Origin of the sequence: Streptomyces sp. 5-10 (assembly GCF_014712245.1) — a bacterium.
Taxonomy (GTDB): domain Bacteria; phylum Actinomycetota; class Actinomycetes; order Streptomycetales; family Streptomycetaceae; genus Streptomyces; species Streptomyces violaceusniger.
The window spans coordinates 1-15,125 of sequence record NZ_JACVYG010000011.1 but is presented as its reverse complement, the minus strand read 5'-3'; the positions used below and the strand labels follow the sequence as shown (position 1 = coordinate 15,125).

Annotated in this window: 18 protein-coding genes; 9 read left to right on the top strand and 9 right to left on the bottom strand. The window is 71.3% G+C overall.

What is annotated here, in order from left to right; genetic code table 11:
* Positions 1–184 precede the first annotated feature (184 nt).
* Positions 185–1,156 carry a tetratricopeptide repeat protein gene (locus IEJ02_RS15680; RefSeq protein ID WP_191065453.1) on the bottom strand — a complete coding sequence of 324 codons (972 nt, stop codon included), beginning with the start codon at positions 1,154–1,156 and terminating at the stop codon, positions 185–187.
* A gap of 137 nt (positions 1,157–1,293) precedes the next feature.
* On the opposite strand from IEJ02_RS15680, the gene IEJ02_RS15675 reads away from it, so the two are divergent.
* Positions 1,294–1,971, top strand: coding sequence for a TetR/AcrR family transcriptional regulator (locus tag IEJ02_RS15675; protein WP_191065452.1), 678 nt, complete (start codon positions 1,294–1,296; stop codon positions 1,969–1,971).
* Here IEJ02_RS15675 and icmA read toward each other — a convergent pair.
* From icmA to IEJ02_RS15655, 4 genes are all read right to left on the bottom strand, one after another.
* Complete coding sequence (icmA, locus tag IEJ02_RS15670) at positions 1,947–3,647, bottom strand: coenzyme B12-dependent isobutyryl-CoA mutase large subunit (protein WP_191065451.1); 1,701 nt, start codon at positions 3,645–3,647, stop codon at positions 1,947–1,949. The genes IEJ02_RS15675 and icmA overlap by 25 nt on opposite strands.
* A gap of 207 nt (positions 3,648–3,854) precedes the next feature.
* The gene (locus IEJ02_RS15665) at positions 3,855–4,187 is read right to left on the bottom strand and encodes a DUF3817 domain-containing protein (RefSeq protein WP_037958485.1); all 333 of its coding nucleotides are present in this window, start codon (positions 4,185–4,187) and stop codon (positions 3,855–3,857) included.
* Between the two features lie 75 nt (positions 4,188–4,262).
* Entirely contained in the window at positions 4,263–4,772 is a 510-nt protein-coding gene (locus tag IEJ02_RS15660; protein WP_191065450.1) for a MarR family winged helix-turn-helix transcriptional regulator, read from the bottom strand.
* Between the two features lie 43 nt (positions 4,773–4,815).
* Positions 4,816–6,171, bottom strand: coding sequence for an MFS transporter (locus IEJ02_RS15655; protein ID WP_191065449.1), 1,356 nt, complete (start codon positions 6,169–6,171; stop codon positions 4,816–4,818).
* Positions 6,172–6,250: 79 nt separating this feature from the next.
* On the opposite strand from IEJ02_RS15655, the gene IEJ02_RS15650 reads away from it, so the two are divergent.
* Positions 6,251–7,237, top strand: coding sequence for an ArsR/SmtB family transcription factor (locus tag IEJ02_RS15650; protein WP_191065448.1), 987 nt, complete (start codon positions 6,251–6,253; stop codon positions 7,235–7,237).
* A 23-nt stretch (positions 7,238–7,260) separates the two neighbouring features.
* On the opposite strand, the gene IEJ02_RS15645 is transcribed toward IEJ02_RS15650, so the two are convergent.
* Positions 7,261–7,554: an MTH1187 family thiamine-binding protein gene (locus IEJ02_RS15645; RefSeq protein WP_191065447.1), complete on the bottom strand. Its 294-nt coding sequence runs from the start codon at positions 7,552–7,554 to the stop codon at positions 7,261–7,263.
* Positions 7,551–7,895 (bottom strand): DUF3817 domain-containing protein, encoded by a 345-nt coding sequence (locus IEJ02_RS15640; RefSeq protein WP_037958474.1) that lies wholly within the window; start codon positions 7,893–7,895, stop codon positions 7,551–7,553. Before IEJ02_RS15640 ends, IEJ02_RS15645 begins: the two co-directional genes overlap by 4 nt.
* 163 nt (positions 7,896–8,058) lie before the next feature.
* Between IEJ02_RS15640 and IEJ02_RS15635 the strand changes: the two genes are divergently transcribed.
* The 4 genes from IEJ02_RS15635 to IEJ02_RS15620 all read left to right on the top strand — a co-directional run bounded on the left by IEJ02_RS15635 (position 8,059) and on the right by IEJ02_RS15620 (position 10,595).
* Positions 8,059–8,697, top strand: a complete 639-nt coding sequence (locus tag IEJ02_RS15635; RefSeq protein WP_137979608.1) for an AIM24 family protein — start codon at positions 8,059–8,061, stop codon at positions 8,695–8,697.
* Entirely contained in the window at positions 8,697–9,347 is a 651-nt protein-coding gene (locus tag IEJ02_RS15630; protein WP_137979607.1) for an AIM24 family protein, read from the top strand. The genes IEJ02_RS15635 and IEJ02_RS15630 overlap by 1 nt, the downstream gene beginning before the upstream one ends.
* On the top strand, positions 9,344–10,024 hold the full coding sequence (locus tag IEJ02_RS15625; protein WP_191065446.1) for an AIM24 family protein: 681 nt from the start codon (positions 9,344–9,346) through the stop codon (positions 10,022–10,024). Before IEJ02_RS15630 ends, IEJ02_RS15625 begins: the two co-directional genes overlap by 4 nt.
* 94 nt (positions 10,025–10,118) lie before the next feature.
* Positions 10,119–10,595, top strand: coding sequence for a MarR family winged helix-turn-helix transcriptional regulator (locus IEJ02_RS15620; protein ID WP_191065445.1), 477 nt, complete (start codon positions 10,119–10,121; stop codon positions 10,593–10,595).
* A 10-nt stretch (positions 10,596–10,605) separates the two neighbouring features.
* Here the strand turns inward: IEJ02_RS15620 and IEJ02_RS15615 are convergent, their stop codons facing one another.
* Both IEJ02_RS15615 and IEJ02_RS15610 read right to left on the bottom strand, forming a co-directional pair.
* On the bottom strand, positions 10,606–11,997 hold the full coding sequence (locus IEJ02_RS15615) for a sensor histidine kinase (RefSeq protein WP_191065444.1): 1,392 nt from the start codon (positions 11,995–11,997) through the stop codon (positions 10,606–10,608).
* A complete protein-coding gene (locus tag IEJ02_RS15610; RefSeq protein ID WP_191065443.1) occupies positions 11,990–12,646 on the bottom strand; it encodes a response regulator transcription factor in 657 nt (218 codons plus the stop codon). The genes IEJ02_RS15615 and IEJ02_RS15610 overlap by 8 nt, the downstream gene beginning before the upstream one ends.
* 112 nt (positions 12,647–12,758) lie before the next feature.
* Here IEJ02_RS15610 and IEJ02_RS15605 point away from each other — a divergent pair, with 112 nt between their 5' ends.
* The 3 genes from IEJ02_RS15605 to IEJ02_RS15595 all read left to right on the top strand — a co-directional run bounded on the left by IEJ02_RS15605 (position 12,759) and on the right by IEJ02_RS15595 (position 15,124).
* Positions 12,759–13,319, top strand: coding sequence for a PepSY domain-containing protein (locus IEJ02_RS15605; RefSeq protein ID WP_191065442.1), 561 nt, complete (start codon positions 12,759–12,761; stop codon positions 13,317–13,319).
* 90 nt (positions 13,320–13,409) lie between these two features.
* Positions 13,410–14,528, top strand: a complete 1,119-nt coding sequence (locus IEJ02_RS15600; RefSeq protein ID WP_317985805.1) for an IS630 family transposase — start codon at positions 13,410–13,412, stop codon at positions 14,526–14,528.
* Between the two features lie 2 nt (positions 14,529–14,530).
* Positions 14,531–15,124, top strand: a complete 594-nt coding sequence (locus IEJ02_RS15595) for a histidine phosphatase family protein (protein WP_191065440.1) — start codon at positions 14,531–14,533, stop codon at positions 15,122–15,124.
* Position 15,125: the final 1 nt, after the last annotated feature.

Sequence of the window (15,125 nt, the reverse complement as noted above, 5' to 3'; positions counted from 1 at the left end):
TAACCGAACCGCGGCAGGACGGTCGAGATCAGGCACGCAGGGTTGCCGGACAGTGACCGGAAAGAGAGGGAGATTTACTCCAAGACCGGACAAAGTCCGGGCCGACATTTACTGGCAGTAACAGCGACCGCGTTTACCAAGTTTTGGCAAAGAGCGGTCGCTGTGTTGTTTGAGGAGCAAGAGGTCAGAACAGCACCCGCGCCAACGCGCCGCGCGCCGCCACCACTCGGGGGTCCTCACCGCCGATCACATCGAACAGACTCAGGAGATGAACGCGGGCCGCGTCCCGGTCCTCCCCCGCCGTACGGCGCACCGCGTCCACCAACCGGCCGAAGGCGTCCTCCACATGACCGCCCACCAGGTCGAGGTCGGCCGCCGCGATCTGGGCCTTGACATCCGCCGGGCTCTCCGCGGCCGCCTTGCGCACCTGCGCGGCGTCCACTCCCTGGACGCGCTCCAGCAACTGGGCCTGGGCCAGGCCCAGCTTGGCCTCGCTGTTGGCGGGGTCGTCGGCGAGCACGTTCTGGTACGCCCGCACCGCACCGCCCAGGTCACCGGCGTCCAGCGCCTGATGGGCCGCGGCGAGCGCGATGTCCTGCGGCGACTCGGGGGCCGCCGGGGCGGCCTCCTCGGCGGCCTCGTCCTGGGCGCCGGGTTCAACCGGTGTACCCACGATGCCGAACTGCTGCTCCGCCGCCTGGATCAGCTGGTCCAGCACCTGGCGGATCTGTGCCTCGGGCGCGGCGCCCTGGAAGAGCGGCACCGGCTGGCCCGCGATCACCGCGAAGACCGCGGGGATGCCCTGGACGCCGAACTGCTGGAAGAGCATCTGGTTGGCGTCGACGTCGATCCTCGCCAGGACGAACCGCCCGGCGTACTCCGTGGCCAGCCGCTCCAGGACGGGACCGAGCTGCTTGCACGGCTCGCACCACTCGGCCCAGAAGTCGATGACGACCGGCACTTCGGTGGAGCGCTGCAGGACGTCCTGCTGAAAACCCGCCTCGTCGACATCGAAGATCAGACGGCCGGGCGCGGGCGCGCCCCCGGTGCGGGCCGCCTCGGCCCGCGCCTTCTCCGCCTTCTGCTTCGCTTCTCCGGCCGCCTTCACCGCGGCGAGGTCGACCACTCCACTCATGGACATGTTCCGTGGCTGCATGGTCCCATCCTCCCCTCTTCGCGCGGTGAAGGGAAAAGCGCATCGGCCGATGGACCGGCCGTGGCACACCCTTACGCTACGAGTCGTAGCGTAACTCACCCGGGACGCTGCGGGTACTGGCGGGTAGGGTGCCGCGCATGAGCCCGTCCGCACGCCGCACCGGGCGCCCACGCAGCGCCGAGGCCGACCGCGCCATCCTGGGCGCCACGCGTGCCGCCCTGGTGGAACTGGGCTGGGCGAAGCTGACCCTGGGCGATGTGGCGGCCCGCGCCGGAGTCGCCAAGACGACCCTCTACCGCCGCTGGGCGAGCAAGTGCGAGCTGGTGGTGGACGCGGTCGCGGCGGTCTTCGACGAACACCTGGAGGCGGGCGACCACGGCAGTCTGCACGCCGATGTGGAGGCCGCGGTGATCCGGCTGGGGGCGCTGCTGGAGCGCCCCGAGACGGGCACCGCGCTGATGGCCGTCCTCGCCGAGGCCATGCACGACGAGTCGCTGCGGTGCCGGGTGCGCTCGGCGATCGTGGACCGGCAGAAGCGGCTGGTGACCATGGGCCGGGAGCGCGCCCGGCTCCGTGGTGAGCTGCCGCGCGAGGAGGACCCTGAGGCGTCGGCCCGCAACGCGGACCTGGTCTTCGACGCGGTCGCCGGGACGGTGCTCCACCGGCTGATGGTCAGCGCGGAACCGGTGGACCCGCGTTGGGCGCGGGACTTCACGGATCTGCTGCTGTACGGGATGACCGGGGCGGACTCCGGGGGCGCGGCGGCCGCCGGACCCGCCCCGGACGGGGCTCAGAAGCCGGCCGGCTCCGTGTAGACGCCCCACTCGTCGCGGAGGGCGTCGCAGATCTCGCCGAGCGTGGCCTCGGCGCGCACCGCGGCCAGCATCGGCTCGATCATGTTGGACCCCTCGCGGGCGGCGGCGATCATCGCCTCGAGCCCCTTGGTGATCTCGGCCTCGTCACGCCCGGCCTTGCGGTCGCCCAGCACCCGCACCTGCTCGCGCTCGACCTCGTGGCTGACCCGCAGGATCTCCAGATCGCCGGTGACCGAGCCCTCGTGGCAGTTGACGCCGACGACCTTCTTGTCCCCCTTCTCCAGGGCCCGCTGGTAGCGGAAGGCGGATTCGGCGATCTCGCCGGTGAACCAGCCGTCCTCGATGCCCTGGAGGATGCCCGCGGTGATCGGCCACCGGGGCTCCTGCCCACCCGGCACCGTACGGCGGCCGCGCTCCTTGATCTGCTCGAAGATCTTCTCGGCGTCGGCCTCGATCCGGTCGGTCAGCGCCTCGACGTACCAGGAACCGCCCAGCGGGTCGGCCACATTGACCACCCCGGTCTCCTCCATCAGCACCTGCTGGGTGCGCAGGGCGATCTCGGCGGCCTGCTCGCTGGGCAGGGCGAGGGTCTCGTCCAGGGCGTTGGTGTGCAACGAGTTGGTGCCGCCGAGGACCGCGGCAAGGGCCTCCACGGCGGTCCGCACCACGTTGTTGTACGGCTGCTGGGCGGTGAGCGAGACCCCGGCGGTCTGAGTGTGGAACCGCAGCCACTGCGCCTTCTCGGTGGTGGCCCCGTAGACATCGCGCATCCAGCGGGCCCAGATCCGGCGGGCGGCGCGGAACTTGGCGATCTCCTCGAAGAAGTCCACGTGCGCGTCGAAGAAGAAGGACAGCCCGGGCGCGAAGGTGTCGACGTCCAGGCCCCGGGAGAGGCCGAGCTCCACGTAGCCGAAGCCGTCGGCGAGGGTGTACGCGAGCTCCTGCGCGGCCGTCGCCCCGGCCTCGCGGATGTGGTAGCCGGAGACGGACAGCGGCTTGTACGCGGGGATGCCCTCGGAGCAGTACTCCATCAGGTCGCCGATCAGCTTCAGATGCGGCTCGGGCGGGAAGAGCCACTCCTTCTGGGCGATGTACTCCTTGAAGATGTCCGTCTGGAGCGTGCCGTTCAGCCGTGAGATGTCCACGCCCTGGCGCTCGGCGGCGACCAGGTACATGCAGAAGACGGGGACGGCCGGACCGCTGATGGTCATCGAGGTGGTGACATCGCCGAGCGGGATGTCCTTGAAGAGGATCTCCATGTCGGCGGCGGAGTCGATGGCGACACCGCAGTGGCCGACCTCGCCGAGCGAGCGCGGGTCGTCGGAGTCGCGGCCCATCAGGGTGGGCATGTCGAAGGCGACCGAGAGCCCGCCGCCGCCCGCCTTCAGGATCATCTTGTAGCGCTCATTGGTCTGCTCGGCGTTGCCGAACCCGGCGAACTGGCGGATGGTCCAGGCCCGGCCCCGGTACCCGGTGGCGTAGAGGCCCCGGGTGAACGGGAACTCCCCTGGCCAGCCGATCCGCTCGAACCCCTCCACGGAGTCACCCGGGGCGGGTCCGTAGACCGGCTCGACGGGGTCCCCCGACAGCGTGCTGAAGTCCGCGTCGCGCTTGCGTGCCGCGTCGTACCGGGCCTGCCAGCGTCGGCGGCCCGCCTCAATGCCTTCGGCGTCCATGCTTCAAAAGTACTTGGACGTCCTACTAATTGTCGACGGGAGACTCGCCACACCCGTCCGATCGGGTGGCCCCGGCCAGGAGGGTCCGGCGGTACGCGTACGCCTGCGGCGGGCTCTTCCGCCGCGTGGGGGGCTACGCCCCAGACCCCGGGGGCAGGGGCGGAGCCCCTGGATCGGGAAGGTGCGGCGAGGGGAAAGACCCGCGGGTCAGACCTGGGCTGGCGCCGGTTCGGCGCCGCTGACCAGCGGCTCCACCTCGCGGGTGACCTTGCGCTCGACGAAGAACGCGGCCGTGGGGATGGTGCCCGCCACCAGGACCCACAGCAGCTTGCCGAACGGCCACTTGGCCTTGGAGCCGAGGTCGAAGGCGAAGACCAGGTAGACGATGTAGAGCACGCCGTGGATCTGGGAGACCACGAGCGTGAGGTCCTCACCCGTGTCGAAGCCGTACTTGAACACCATGCAGGTGCAGAGCACGAGCAGCATCACTGCGGTGATGTAGGCCATGACCCGGTAGCGGGTCAGCACGCTGCGTTTCATGCCCTGAGCGTAACCGCCCGTTCCGGGGCGATCTCCGCCGCCCCCGGTCTTCACCGGCCGCCGCCGAAGCCCCGCTCAGTCGTCCTCGAAGTCCTCCGCCGCGACCCTCAGCGGGCGCAGCATCTCGAAGATCCGGCCGCAGTCCTCGGCGTCGTAGACCCCGAGCCCGAACTCCATCGCCATCAGGTCGCGGGTGGCCGACTCGACCACCTCACGGCCCCGGTCGGTGATCGAGGCCAGGGTGCCGCGGCCGTCGTTCGGGTTCGGCCGCTTGTCGACCAGACCCGATGTGACCAGGCGGTCCACCGTATTGGTGACCGAGGTCGGGTGGACCATCAGCCGCTCGCCGATCTTGGACATGGGCAGCTCACCGGCCTTGGAGAAGGTGAGCAGCACCAGCGCCTCATAGCGGGCGAAGGTCAGTCCGTAGGGTCTGACGACCGCGTCGACCTGGCCGAGCAGGATCTGGTGGGCCCGCATGATCGAGGTGATCGCGGCCATCGAGGGCACGGACCCCCACCGCTGCTTCCAGAGCTCATCGGCGCGGGCGATGGGGTCGAACGACAGACTGAGCGGCTTCGGCACACCACCGACCCTACCGGCCGGTCATATCGCGGTCAGCCCTATCTCACACTTCGGGCCGGACGGGTCCGGGGACCGTACGCCGTACCTCCAGCGCCACCAGCAGCGAGCACAGCGCCCCGCAGCCGCCCGCCGCCGCGGCCACCACATGGACCGGTACGAACTCGGCGACCGCGCCCGAGACCGCCATGCCGAGACCCTGCGCGGTCATCAGCCCGGCCGTCATCACCGTCATCGCCCGGCCGAACAGCTCATCGGGGACGGCGGCGAAGAACCACTGGTCGAGGCCGAGGCTGTAGGCGATACCGCAGCCGGTCAGCACCTGGAGGGCCAGCGCCCAGCCGAACGAGGGATGGACCGCGTATCCCAGGGCGGGCAGCATCGCCGCGACGCCGACCGGCAGCGTCAGCCGGGCCCGGGCGCGCGGCCCCAGCAGCGAGCCCACCAGCGCCTCACTGGCGATCGCGCCCACCGGCATCCCGCACATCAGCAGCCCGAGACCCACCGAGCCGAGGCCCAGCCCATCGGAGTACGGCGTCAGCAGGACCTCGGGCATCACCACGAACATCGGCGGCACCCACGACAGCAGCATCAGCGCCCGGATCCGGCGGTCCGCGAACAGCCGCCGCATCCCGCTCAGCGAGTCCCCGAGCAGGGGGTACCTCCCAGCGGTAGCCGGGGGAGCCCCGCCCCCGGTCAGCTGCCGCGCGGGGCGGCGGCGGGTGCCGAAGCGGAGCACCAGCGCCGAGCCGACGAGCGCCGCCGCGGTGAGCACCAGCGCGGCCCGCGGCGAGACGGCGGCCAGCAGCAGCCCGCCGACGCCGAACCCGGCGAGCTGCGCGGTCTGGGCGGTGATCCGCAGGACCGAGCGGCCCAGCACGAAGGCGTCGCCCTCGCCGAGGATGTCGCCGAGCGTCGCCGACCGGGTGCCGCTGAACACCGGGGAGATCGCGGCGGGCACACAGCGCAGCGCGAGCAGCACGGCCACCGGCATCCCCGGCACCACCATGGCGGCCACGCACCCGGCGTGCACCAGATCGCAGACCACCAGCACCCGGCGGGCCGGGAAGCGGTCGGCGACGGAGGACAGCAGGGTGCCGCCGATCACGTACGGCAGCATCGAGGTGGCGAACGTCAGGGCGCTCAGCAGCGGCGATCCGGTGAGCCGGAAGACCAGCACGGACAGCGCGATCTGGCCGACCACCTCGCCGAGCATGGAGACCAGGTGCGCGGCGAAGACGGCCCGGAACTCACCGACCGCGAACACCGCGCGGTAGCCAACGCTCCCCGGGCCCCGCGGCGGCCCCTCGTCGGCGCCGGGCGCGAGCTCGGGTCGGGAGGCGGGCGCGTCGGGGCGCGACTCGAGGGGGCCCGTGGTGCCGGGCCCGGAGGGCGTTGCCATGCCGGAAGCGTGCCCGTACGGGCGGGGCGGGCTCTAGTGTTTCGGACTGAGCCGAATCTTCGGGCCCGGGGGTGCCGCCATGCCACTGCACATGCAGTTCGGTGCGGATGATCTGCTGCGCTGCCGGTTCGCCATCTCGCCGCTGTGCCAGACGCACGAGGCGGTGCGCACGCTGCGCCGGACCGAGCGGCACGGCTATCACCTGCCGTGGCTGCGGCGGGTGCGGGAGGCGCTGGCCGGGCTCGACCTGTCGGAGCTGTGGCTGCTGATGCCGGGGCGCGGCTACACCCCGGACTTCCTGGGCCCGCCGCCGGAGGCGCCGTACGCGCCCTTCGAGGACGAGCTGGCGCGGATGCGGGCCACGGACCCCGCCGCCGCCCGCCGCGAGCTGGCCCTGTCCCTGGAGTGCACCCCGGGGGCCGCCGACTCCGCGCGGGGCCGGGCGATGCTGGACGATCCGGCGCGGGCCGTCCAGCGGCTGGCGGAGGTGACCGAACGGGCCTGGCGGGCCCTGGTGGCACCGGACTGGCCCCGGCTGCGGGCGTTGCTGGAGGCCGATATCGCCCATCGCTCACGGCAGCTGGCCGAGGGCGGCCTGGAGCGGCTGTTCGCGGATCTGCACCCGGCGCTGCGCTGGGCCGACTCCACGCTCACCATCCGCAACTCCGTGGTGCCCGCCCAGACGCAGGAGCTCGACGGCCGGGGGGTGCTGCTGATGCCCAGCGTCTTCGTCTGGCCGGATGTGATCAGCGGCTTCGTCCCGCCGTGGCAGCCCACGGTGATCTATCCGGCGCGCGGGGTCGGCGGGCTGTGGCGGGAGCCGGACGCGGTCACGGCGGACGCGCTCGTACGGCTCCTGGGGGCCAGCCGCGCGGCGATCCTCTCCGGTCTGGAGGAGCCCGCGTCCACCACGGCCCTGGCCGCCCGGCACCGCCTGGCGCCCTCGTCGGTCTCGGCACATCTGGCGGTGCTGCGCGCCGCCGGGCTGCTCAGCTCGCGCCGCCAGGGCCATCAGGTGCTGTACGAGCGGACCCCGCTGGGCATCGCCCTGGTGGGCGGGGGCTGAGGCCCCCGCCCGCACCGGGGTGCTCAGTCGGAGAGGTGCCGCTCGACGGTCTCGACCTTGGAGGTCAGACCGTCCGTGACGCCCGGGCGGATATCGGCCTTGAGGACCACCGAGACCCGGGGCGCCCGCGCCTCCACCGCCGCGACGGCGCGCTTGACGACGTCCATGACCTCGTCCCACTCGCCCTCGATCGAGGTGAACATGGCGTCCGTACGGTTGGGCAGCCCCGACTCGCGGACCACCCGCACCGCGTCGGCCACGTACTCCCCCACGTCCTCGCCGACGCCCAGCGGCGTGGCCGAAAAGGCGACGATCATGCGTTGACCACGCCCTCCTTACGGGCGCGGGCCGCGATCACCCCGGCCTCGGCCTCCCGCTTGAGCTTGCGCTCGGCGAAGAAGCCGCCGGTGGGCAGGACGGAGAGGACGAAGTACAGGGCCGCGGTCTGCCACCTCCACTTGGCGCGGTTCCAGGCGTCCGCCCAGAAGACCACGTAGAGGATGAAGAGCACGCCGTGCACCATGCCCATCACCGGCACCGCGTTGAAGTCCGTGGTGCGCTTGAGCACCGAGCAGATGAGCAGCAGCAGGAACGACACGGCCTCGGGCGCGGAGACCAGGCGGAGCCGGCGCAGCGCGGTGGCGGTCTTGAAGTCCACGAGAGCACCTTCGTGTGAAGAGAGAGACACGGAGCAGCTTGTGAAGCAATGCACAAGCTTTCGCCCATTGTCGCAGCCGCGCGGGCGATCACCGTCCGGGGGGCACCCCACGCCCCCGGCGCTCCCTGTTCGCCGACGTCGCCGGACCGCTACCGTCGGCTCCGTGGCTCAGTTTCGGCTCCAGGGAAGCAGGGTGCTCGCGGTCGACCTGACCGGCGACTCCGTGAAGGCCAAGAACGGCGCGATGGTCGCCTACGAGGGGGAGATGACCTTCAAGAAGAGGACGGGTGGCGGCGAGGGGCTGCGCGGGATGGTGACCCGGCGGCTCACCGGTGAGCAGATGGCGGTCATGGAGGTGAAGGGGCACGGCACGTGCTACTTCGCCGACCGGGCGAGCGAGATCAACCTGGTGTCGCTGAACGGCGAGAAGCTCTATGTGGAGTCCAGCAATCTGCTGTGCACGGACTCCGCGCTGCGCACCGGCACCTCCTTCACCGGGCTGCGCGGCTCCTCGCAGGGCAACGGCCTGTTCACCACGACCGTCGAGGGCACCGGCCAGGCCGCGCTCGTCTCCGCCGGCACGGCGGTCGTGCTGCGCGTCACCCCGCAGACGCCGCTCCAGGTCGACCCGGGCGCGTACATCGCCCACACCGGCGGCCTCAAGCAGCACTTCCAGGCCGGGGTGAACTTCCGCGCGCTGATAGGCGAGAGCGGCGGGGAGTCCTTCCAGATCCGCTTCGAGGGCGATGGGCTGGTCTACGTGCAGCCGAGTGAGCGCAACACGATCGGAGGTGAGGTGTGATGCCGTTCAACGTCCTCACCTCCCGGATGGTCGAGGCCCAGGTGATGCCCGGGCAGACCCTGTTCAGCCAGCGTGGCGCGATGCTCGCCTATCGCGGGGACGTGCGGTTCACCCCCAGCATCACCGGCGGCCAGGGCGGGGTGCGGGGGATGATCGGGCGGCGGGTCGCGGGCGAGGCCACCCCGCTGATGACCGTCGAGGGCCAGGGCACGGTGATGTTCGGGCACGGCGGCCACCACGTCCATGTGATCGACCTGGTCGGCGACACCCTCTACGTGGAGTCGGACCGGCTGCTGGCCTTCGACGGCTCGCTGCGCCAGGGCACGATGTTCCTGGGCTCCCAGGGCGGGGTGATGGGCATGGTGCGCGGCCAGGTCACCGGCCAGGGGCTGTTCACCACCACCCTGGAGGGGCACGGCTCCGCGGCGGTCATGGCGCACGGCGGGGTGCTGGAACTGCCGATCGGCCCCGGACGTCCGGTGCATGTCGATCCGCAAGCCTATGTCGCCCACCGGGGTGATGTTCGCAATAAGCTCTCGACGGCGATCGGCTGGCGCGAAATGGTGGGCCGCGGCTCGGGGGAGGCGTTCCAACTGGAGCTGTCCGGCACCGGCATGGTCTACGTCCAGGCATCGGAGGAGAAGCTGTGAACGGCCCCGTCATCCACGACGCCTGGACGCTGCCCGTCGACGACAACATCAATCCGTACGCCTTCAGCGTGGACCTGAACGGCCAGTGGTTCCTGCAGAAGGGGAAGATGGTCGCCTACTACGGGCAGATCGACTTCCAGGGCGTCGGGCTCGGCCACCTCGACCACCTCATCGCGCACAGCTTCCACTCCCCGCTGCACGCGGCGGACTGGGTGGTGGCCGAGGGCCACGGCAAGATGGTGCTCGCGGACCGCGCCTTCGACGTCAACTCCTACGACCTGGACGACGGCAACCTCTCCATCCGGTCCGGCAACCTGCTCGCCTTCCAGCCCTCGCTGTCCCTGAAGCAGTCCATCGTCCCGGGCTTCCTCACCCTCATCGGCACGGGGAAGTTCGTGGCCGCCTCCAACGGGCCCGTGGTCTTCATGGAGCCGCCGATCCGGGTGGACCCGCAGGCGCTGGTGGGCTGGGCGGACTGCCCGACCCCGTGCCACCACTACGACCACGCATATCTGCGCGGCTTCCTCGGGGCCATCAGGTCGCGCACGGGCATCGGGGGCGCCTCGGGCGAGGAGCACCAATTCGAGTTCGTGGGCGCGGGGACCGTACTGCTCCAGTCCACGGAGGAGGTGGTCGCCGAGATATCGGTCGGCGAGACGGGGGGTACCGGTTCGTGAGCACGAAGGTGCGGAGTGTAACGTCGAACACGTGACCTCTAGCCCGATACATCCATTGGTTCGGAATTCAACTTCTATAGGTAGAATACATTCCATGGAGACCGAGAACGGCACGCGCTGGCTCAGCGACGAGGAACAGCGCGCCTGGCGCACCCACCTGGACGTCAGCCGGCTGCTGACCTACCAGCTCGAGAAGGACCTCCAGCCGTTCGGCCTGACCATGAACGACTACGAGATCCTGGTCAACCTCTCGGAGTCGGAGGACCACCGGATGCGGATGAGCGATCTCGCGTCCGCGACCCTGCAGTCCAAGAGCCGGCTGTCCCACCAGATCACCCGGATGGAGAACGCCGGCCTGGTCCGCCGCGAGAACTGCGAATCGGACCGGCGGGGGCTGTACGCCGTGCTGACCGAGCACGGCTGGGACACCATGCGCAAGGTCGCCCCCCACCATGTGGCGTCCGTGCGCAGGCACTTCATCGATCTGCTCGCGCCGGAGGACCTCAAGGCGCTGCACGGATCGCTGGTGCCCGTCGCGGAGCATCTGCGCACCCAGCGGGGCCGGGTCTAAGGACCGACGCCTACGTCGGCAGCCGCAGCTCGAACAGGGCGCCGCCCTCGGGTGCCGCCCGGACGGCCAGCGTGCCGCCGTGGCGCACCGCCACGTCCCGCGCGATGGCGAGGCCGAGCCCGGCCCCGCCATCGTCGCGGCTGCGGGCGTCGTCGAGCCGTACGAACCGCTCGAAGATCCGCTCCCGCTCGGCCTCGGGCACGCCCGCGCCGTCGTCCGCGACCTCCAGCACGGCCCACCGGCCCTCGTCGCGCACCGCCACCCGTACCCCGCTCCGGGCGTGCCGCTGCGCGTTGTCGACCAGATTGCCCAGGACCTGGGCCAGCTGCCCGCGCGAGCCCGGCACCGCGACCGGCGCCGTCTCGTCCCGCACCGGCACCCGGTCCCCCACCCGCTGGGCCAGCTCCTCGCGCACCAGGGCGTCCAGCGCCACCGGCGCCCCACCCGTGGGCCGCTCCCCCGCGTCCAGCCGGGCCAGCAGCAGCAGATCGGCCGCGAGCCGCTGGAGCCGCACCACGTCCTCCACCGCGCCGTCCAGGTCCAGCAGCTCCGGGTGGGCGGCGCCCACCTCCAGCTGGGTACGGAGCGAGGCCACCGGGGAGCGCAGCTCATGCGAGGCGTCGGCCACGAAGGCCCGCTGCCGCTCCACGGACGCCTCCAGCGCCGTGAGCGTCTCGTTGGTGGTCCGGGCCAGCCGCGCCACCTCGTCGTACGACCCCGGCACCGGCACCCGCCGGGACAGGTCCGTACTCGCCGTGATGGCGGCCATCTCCCGCCGGATGCCCTCCACGGGCCGCAGCGCGCGCCGGGTCACCAGCCAGGTCACGGCGGCCACGACCAGCAGCAGCAGCGGCAGCCCGAGCAGCATCGCGTTCCGCACCGTGGCGACCGCGCCGCGCTCGGTGGCCAGCGGGGCGCCCGCGTAGACGGTGACGTCCTCGCCGGACGGGTCGGTGGCCTCCACGGCCGCCCAGACGTAGTCCGCGGTCTCCCCGTCGACACGGGCGGAGCCGTCGCCGTACTCCTCCCCGGAGGAGACCTTTCCGGCGCCGCGGTCGTCATCGTCGTCGTCCCCGCCACCCACCGCCACAGGCCTCACGGACGCGCTCCCGGTGCCCGTCACGGCCTCCAGGTCCTCGCTGACCGCCCGCACCCGGCCGTCCTCGTCCACGACCTGCACCGGGACGCTCTCGTCCAGCTTCAGCGCCCCGTAGCCCGCCCCGGCCGCTATCTTCGACGCCACCTCCCGCGCGTCCACCTGGGCCTTCAGCCGCGCCTGGTCCCCCAGATCGGCGCGCAGCACCTGCAGCACCGCGATCCCCGCCGCCACCAGGGCCACCGCCACCACCAGGGTCGCCCCGAGCGCGGCCCGCGACCGTACCGAACCGAACACCTTACGCACGGAGCCGGTACCCCGCTCCCCGTACGGTCTCGATGAGCCCCGCGCCCAACTTGCGGCGCAGGGCGCTCACATACACCTCGACGATGTTGGGGTCGCCGTCGTAGGCGAAGTCCCACACATGCTCCAGGATGTCGGGCTTGGAGACGACGTCCCCCGCCCGCGTCGCCAACTGCTCCAGTACGGAGAACTCCTTGGCGGTCAGCGGCACCTCCCGGCCGTCCCGCTCCACCCGGCGCGCGCCCCGGTCCACCGTGAGCGGCCCCACCCGCACCACGGGCGAGGCCCCGGGGCCGCGCCGCCGCAGCAGCGCCCGTACCCGCGCCACCAGCACCACATACGAGAACGGCTTGGTCAGATAGTCGTCGGCCCCGGTGTCGAGCCCCTCCGCCTCGTCGTACTCACCGTCCTTGGCGGTGAGCATCAGGATCGGCACCTCGTTCCCGGCCGCCCGGAGCGCCCCGCACACGCGGTAGCCGTTCAGCCCCGGCAGCATGATGTCGAGGACGACGAGGTCATACACCCCCTCCTGCGCACGGTGCAGCCCCTCCTGGCCGTCGTGCGCCACATCGACGGCGAACCCCTCCGCCCGCAGCCCCTTGGCCAGCGACAGGGCCAGCCGCCGCTCGTCCTCCACGATCAGCAAACGCATGCGCCCAGCGTCGCAGAGCGAACCTGAAGATCTCTTCAGGTGTCTTCAGGTGGGCTTCAGCATCGATCGGCCAGGGTGGTTGACGTCCGAACACGAATGGGGAGGAACCCACATGAAGCGCATCATCATCGCATCTGTCGCCGCAGCCGCCCTGGTCGGCGGCGGGACGGCCTTCGCCGTGGCGAGCGACGGGACGGACAGCGCACGGTCCTCGTCCACCGGCTTCCAGGCGACCGCCGCCCGCGCGTCCTTGTCCGACGCCGCCCATGCCGCGCTGAAGGCGGTCCCGGGCACGCTGGACTCCATCGAGCGAGACCACGGCCGCTGGGAGGCGGACGTCCTGGGCCAGGACGGCACCTGGCACGAGGTCACGCTGGACGCCAACGCCAAGGTGATCGACCAGCGCGTCGACAGGGACACCGACGCCGAGGACGCGGCCGAGGCCAAGGCCCTGCGGAACGCCGACGTCTCGGCCACCGAGGCGGCCCGGAAGGCGTCCAGCGGCACGGTGACCTCCGTGGAATTCGACGACGACCGCACCCCGGTGTGGGAGGTCGAGACCGTGACGAACCACAAGGAGCGTGACCTGACCGTAGACGCCCACTCGGGCAAGGTCACCCAGGCTCCGGCCGACGACGACCACGGTGACGACGACAGCGGCGACGACGACTGACGACTAGTGCTGTGACCGCATATGTTCGCCGGGCTGGCGGTCGGCGCGGTTGGATGGGCGGTGATGTTCGTTCCGACCGCTGGAGGTGTGGTGGCCGAGCCTGTGCGGGTGCGCCGATTGACCGGCCAAGAGGGGCAGAAGCTGCAACAGATCGTGCGTCGGGGCAGTACCAGCTCGGTGCGTTACCGGCGGGCGATGATGTTGCTGGCGTCCGCCGGCGGGAATCGCGTGCCGGTGATCGCCCAGCTGGTCCAGGCGGACGAGGACACCGTGCGGGAGGTGATCCACCGGTTCAACGAGATCGGCCTGGCCTGCCTGGACCCTCAATGGGCGGGAGGCCGCCCCCGCCTGCTCACCCCTGACGACGAAGACTTCGTCATCCAGACGGCCACCACCCGCCCCACCAAACTCGGCCAGCCCTTCACCCGCTGGTCGATCCGCAAACTCGCCGCCTACCTGTGCCGCGTCCATGGACACAGCATCCGCATCGGCCGGGAAGCCTTACGCTGCCTGCTGTCGCGTCGTGGCATCACCTTCCAGCGGACGAAGACCTGGAAGGAGTCCCCCGACCCCGACCGCGACGCCAAGCTCGACCGCATCGAGCACGTGCTGGAGCACTTCCCAGACCGGGTTTTCGCCTTTGACGAATTCGGTCCCCTGGGGATCCGGCCCACCGGCGGCTCCTGCTGGGCGAGGCAGGGCAAGCCCGACCGCCTCCCGGCGACCTTCCGCCGCACCCACGGCGTCACCTACTTCCACGGCTGCTACTCCGTGGGCGATGACCGGCTGTGGGGCGTCAACCACCGCCGCAAAGGCACCGCCAACGCCCTGGCCGCGCTGAAGTCGATCCGCGCCGCCCGACCCGACGGCGGCCCGATCTACATCATCCTGGACAACCTCTCCGCCCACACCGGGGCAGACATCCGTCGCTGGGCGAAGAAGAACAAGGTCGAGCTGTGCTTCACCCCGACCTACGCCTCCTGGGCCAACCCGATCGAGGCGCACTTCGGCCCACTGCGGCAGTTCACCCTGGCCAACTCCCACCACCGCAGCCACCCCGCGCAGACGCAGGCCCTGCACCGCTATCTGCGCTGGCGCAACGCCAACGCCCGCCACCCCGACGTCCTCGCCGCCCAACGGAGGGAACGGGCCCGCATCCGCAGCGAGAAGGGCATCCGCTGGGGCGGACGCCATCTCAAAGCGGCCTGACGATGACCGGCAGGGCAACGAAGCCGATCCGGCTCGTCTATGAGACCCACGCCACCACCACCGACAACGAAGCCGGAATCGCCACCGGCTGGCTGCCGGGCAGCCTCTCACCGACCGGCCGCCGACAGGCCCGGGAACTCGGCGACCGCCGCCGCAACGACGGCATCGCGGCGGTGTTCACCTCCGACCTGCACCGCGCCGTGGACACCGCGCGGATCGCCTTCGCGGGCACCACACTGCCCATCCACCACGACCCCCGCCTGCGGGAATGCAACTACGGGCACCTCAACGGCTGCCCGCAGACAGTTCTCGCCCCGCGGCGAGGCCAGCACATCGACGAGCCTTTCCCCGGCGGCCAGAGCTACCGCGAGGTTCTGGCCGCCACCGAAGACTTCCTCGCCGACCTGGCCACCCGGTGGGGCGGCAGCCGCATTCTGCTGATCGCCCACTCGGCCAACCGCCTGGCCCTGGACTGCCTACTTGCTGACGCCCGCCTCGAAGACCTCGTCCAAGCCCCGGCGCACTGGCAACCCGGATGGGAGTACACCCTCCCGCCGCCGGATCAACCCGATGAACCTTCCCGGTCAGAGCACTAGG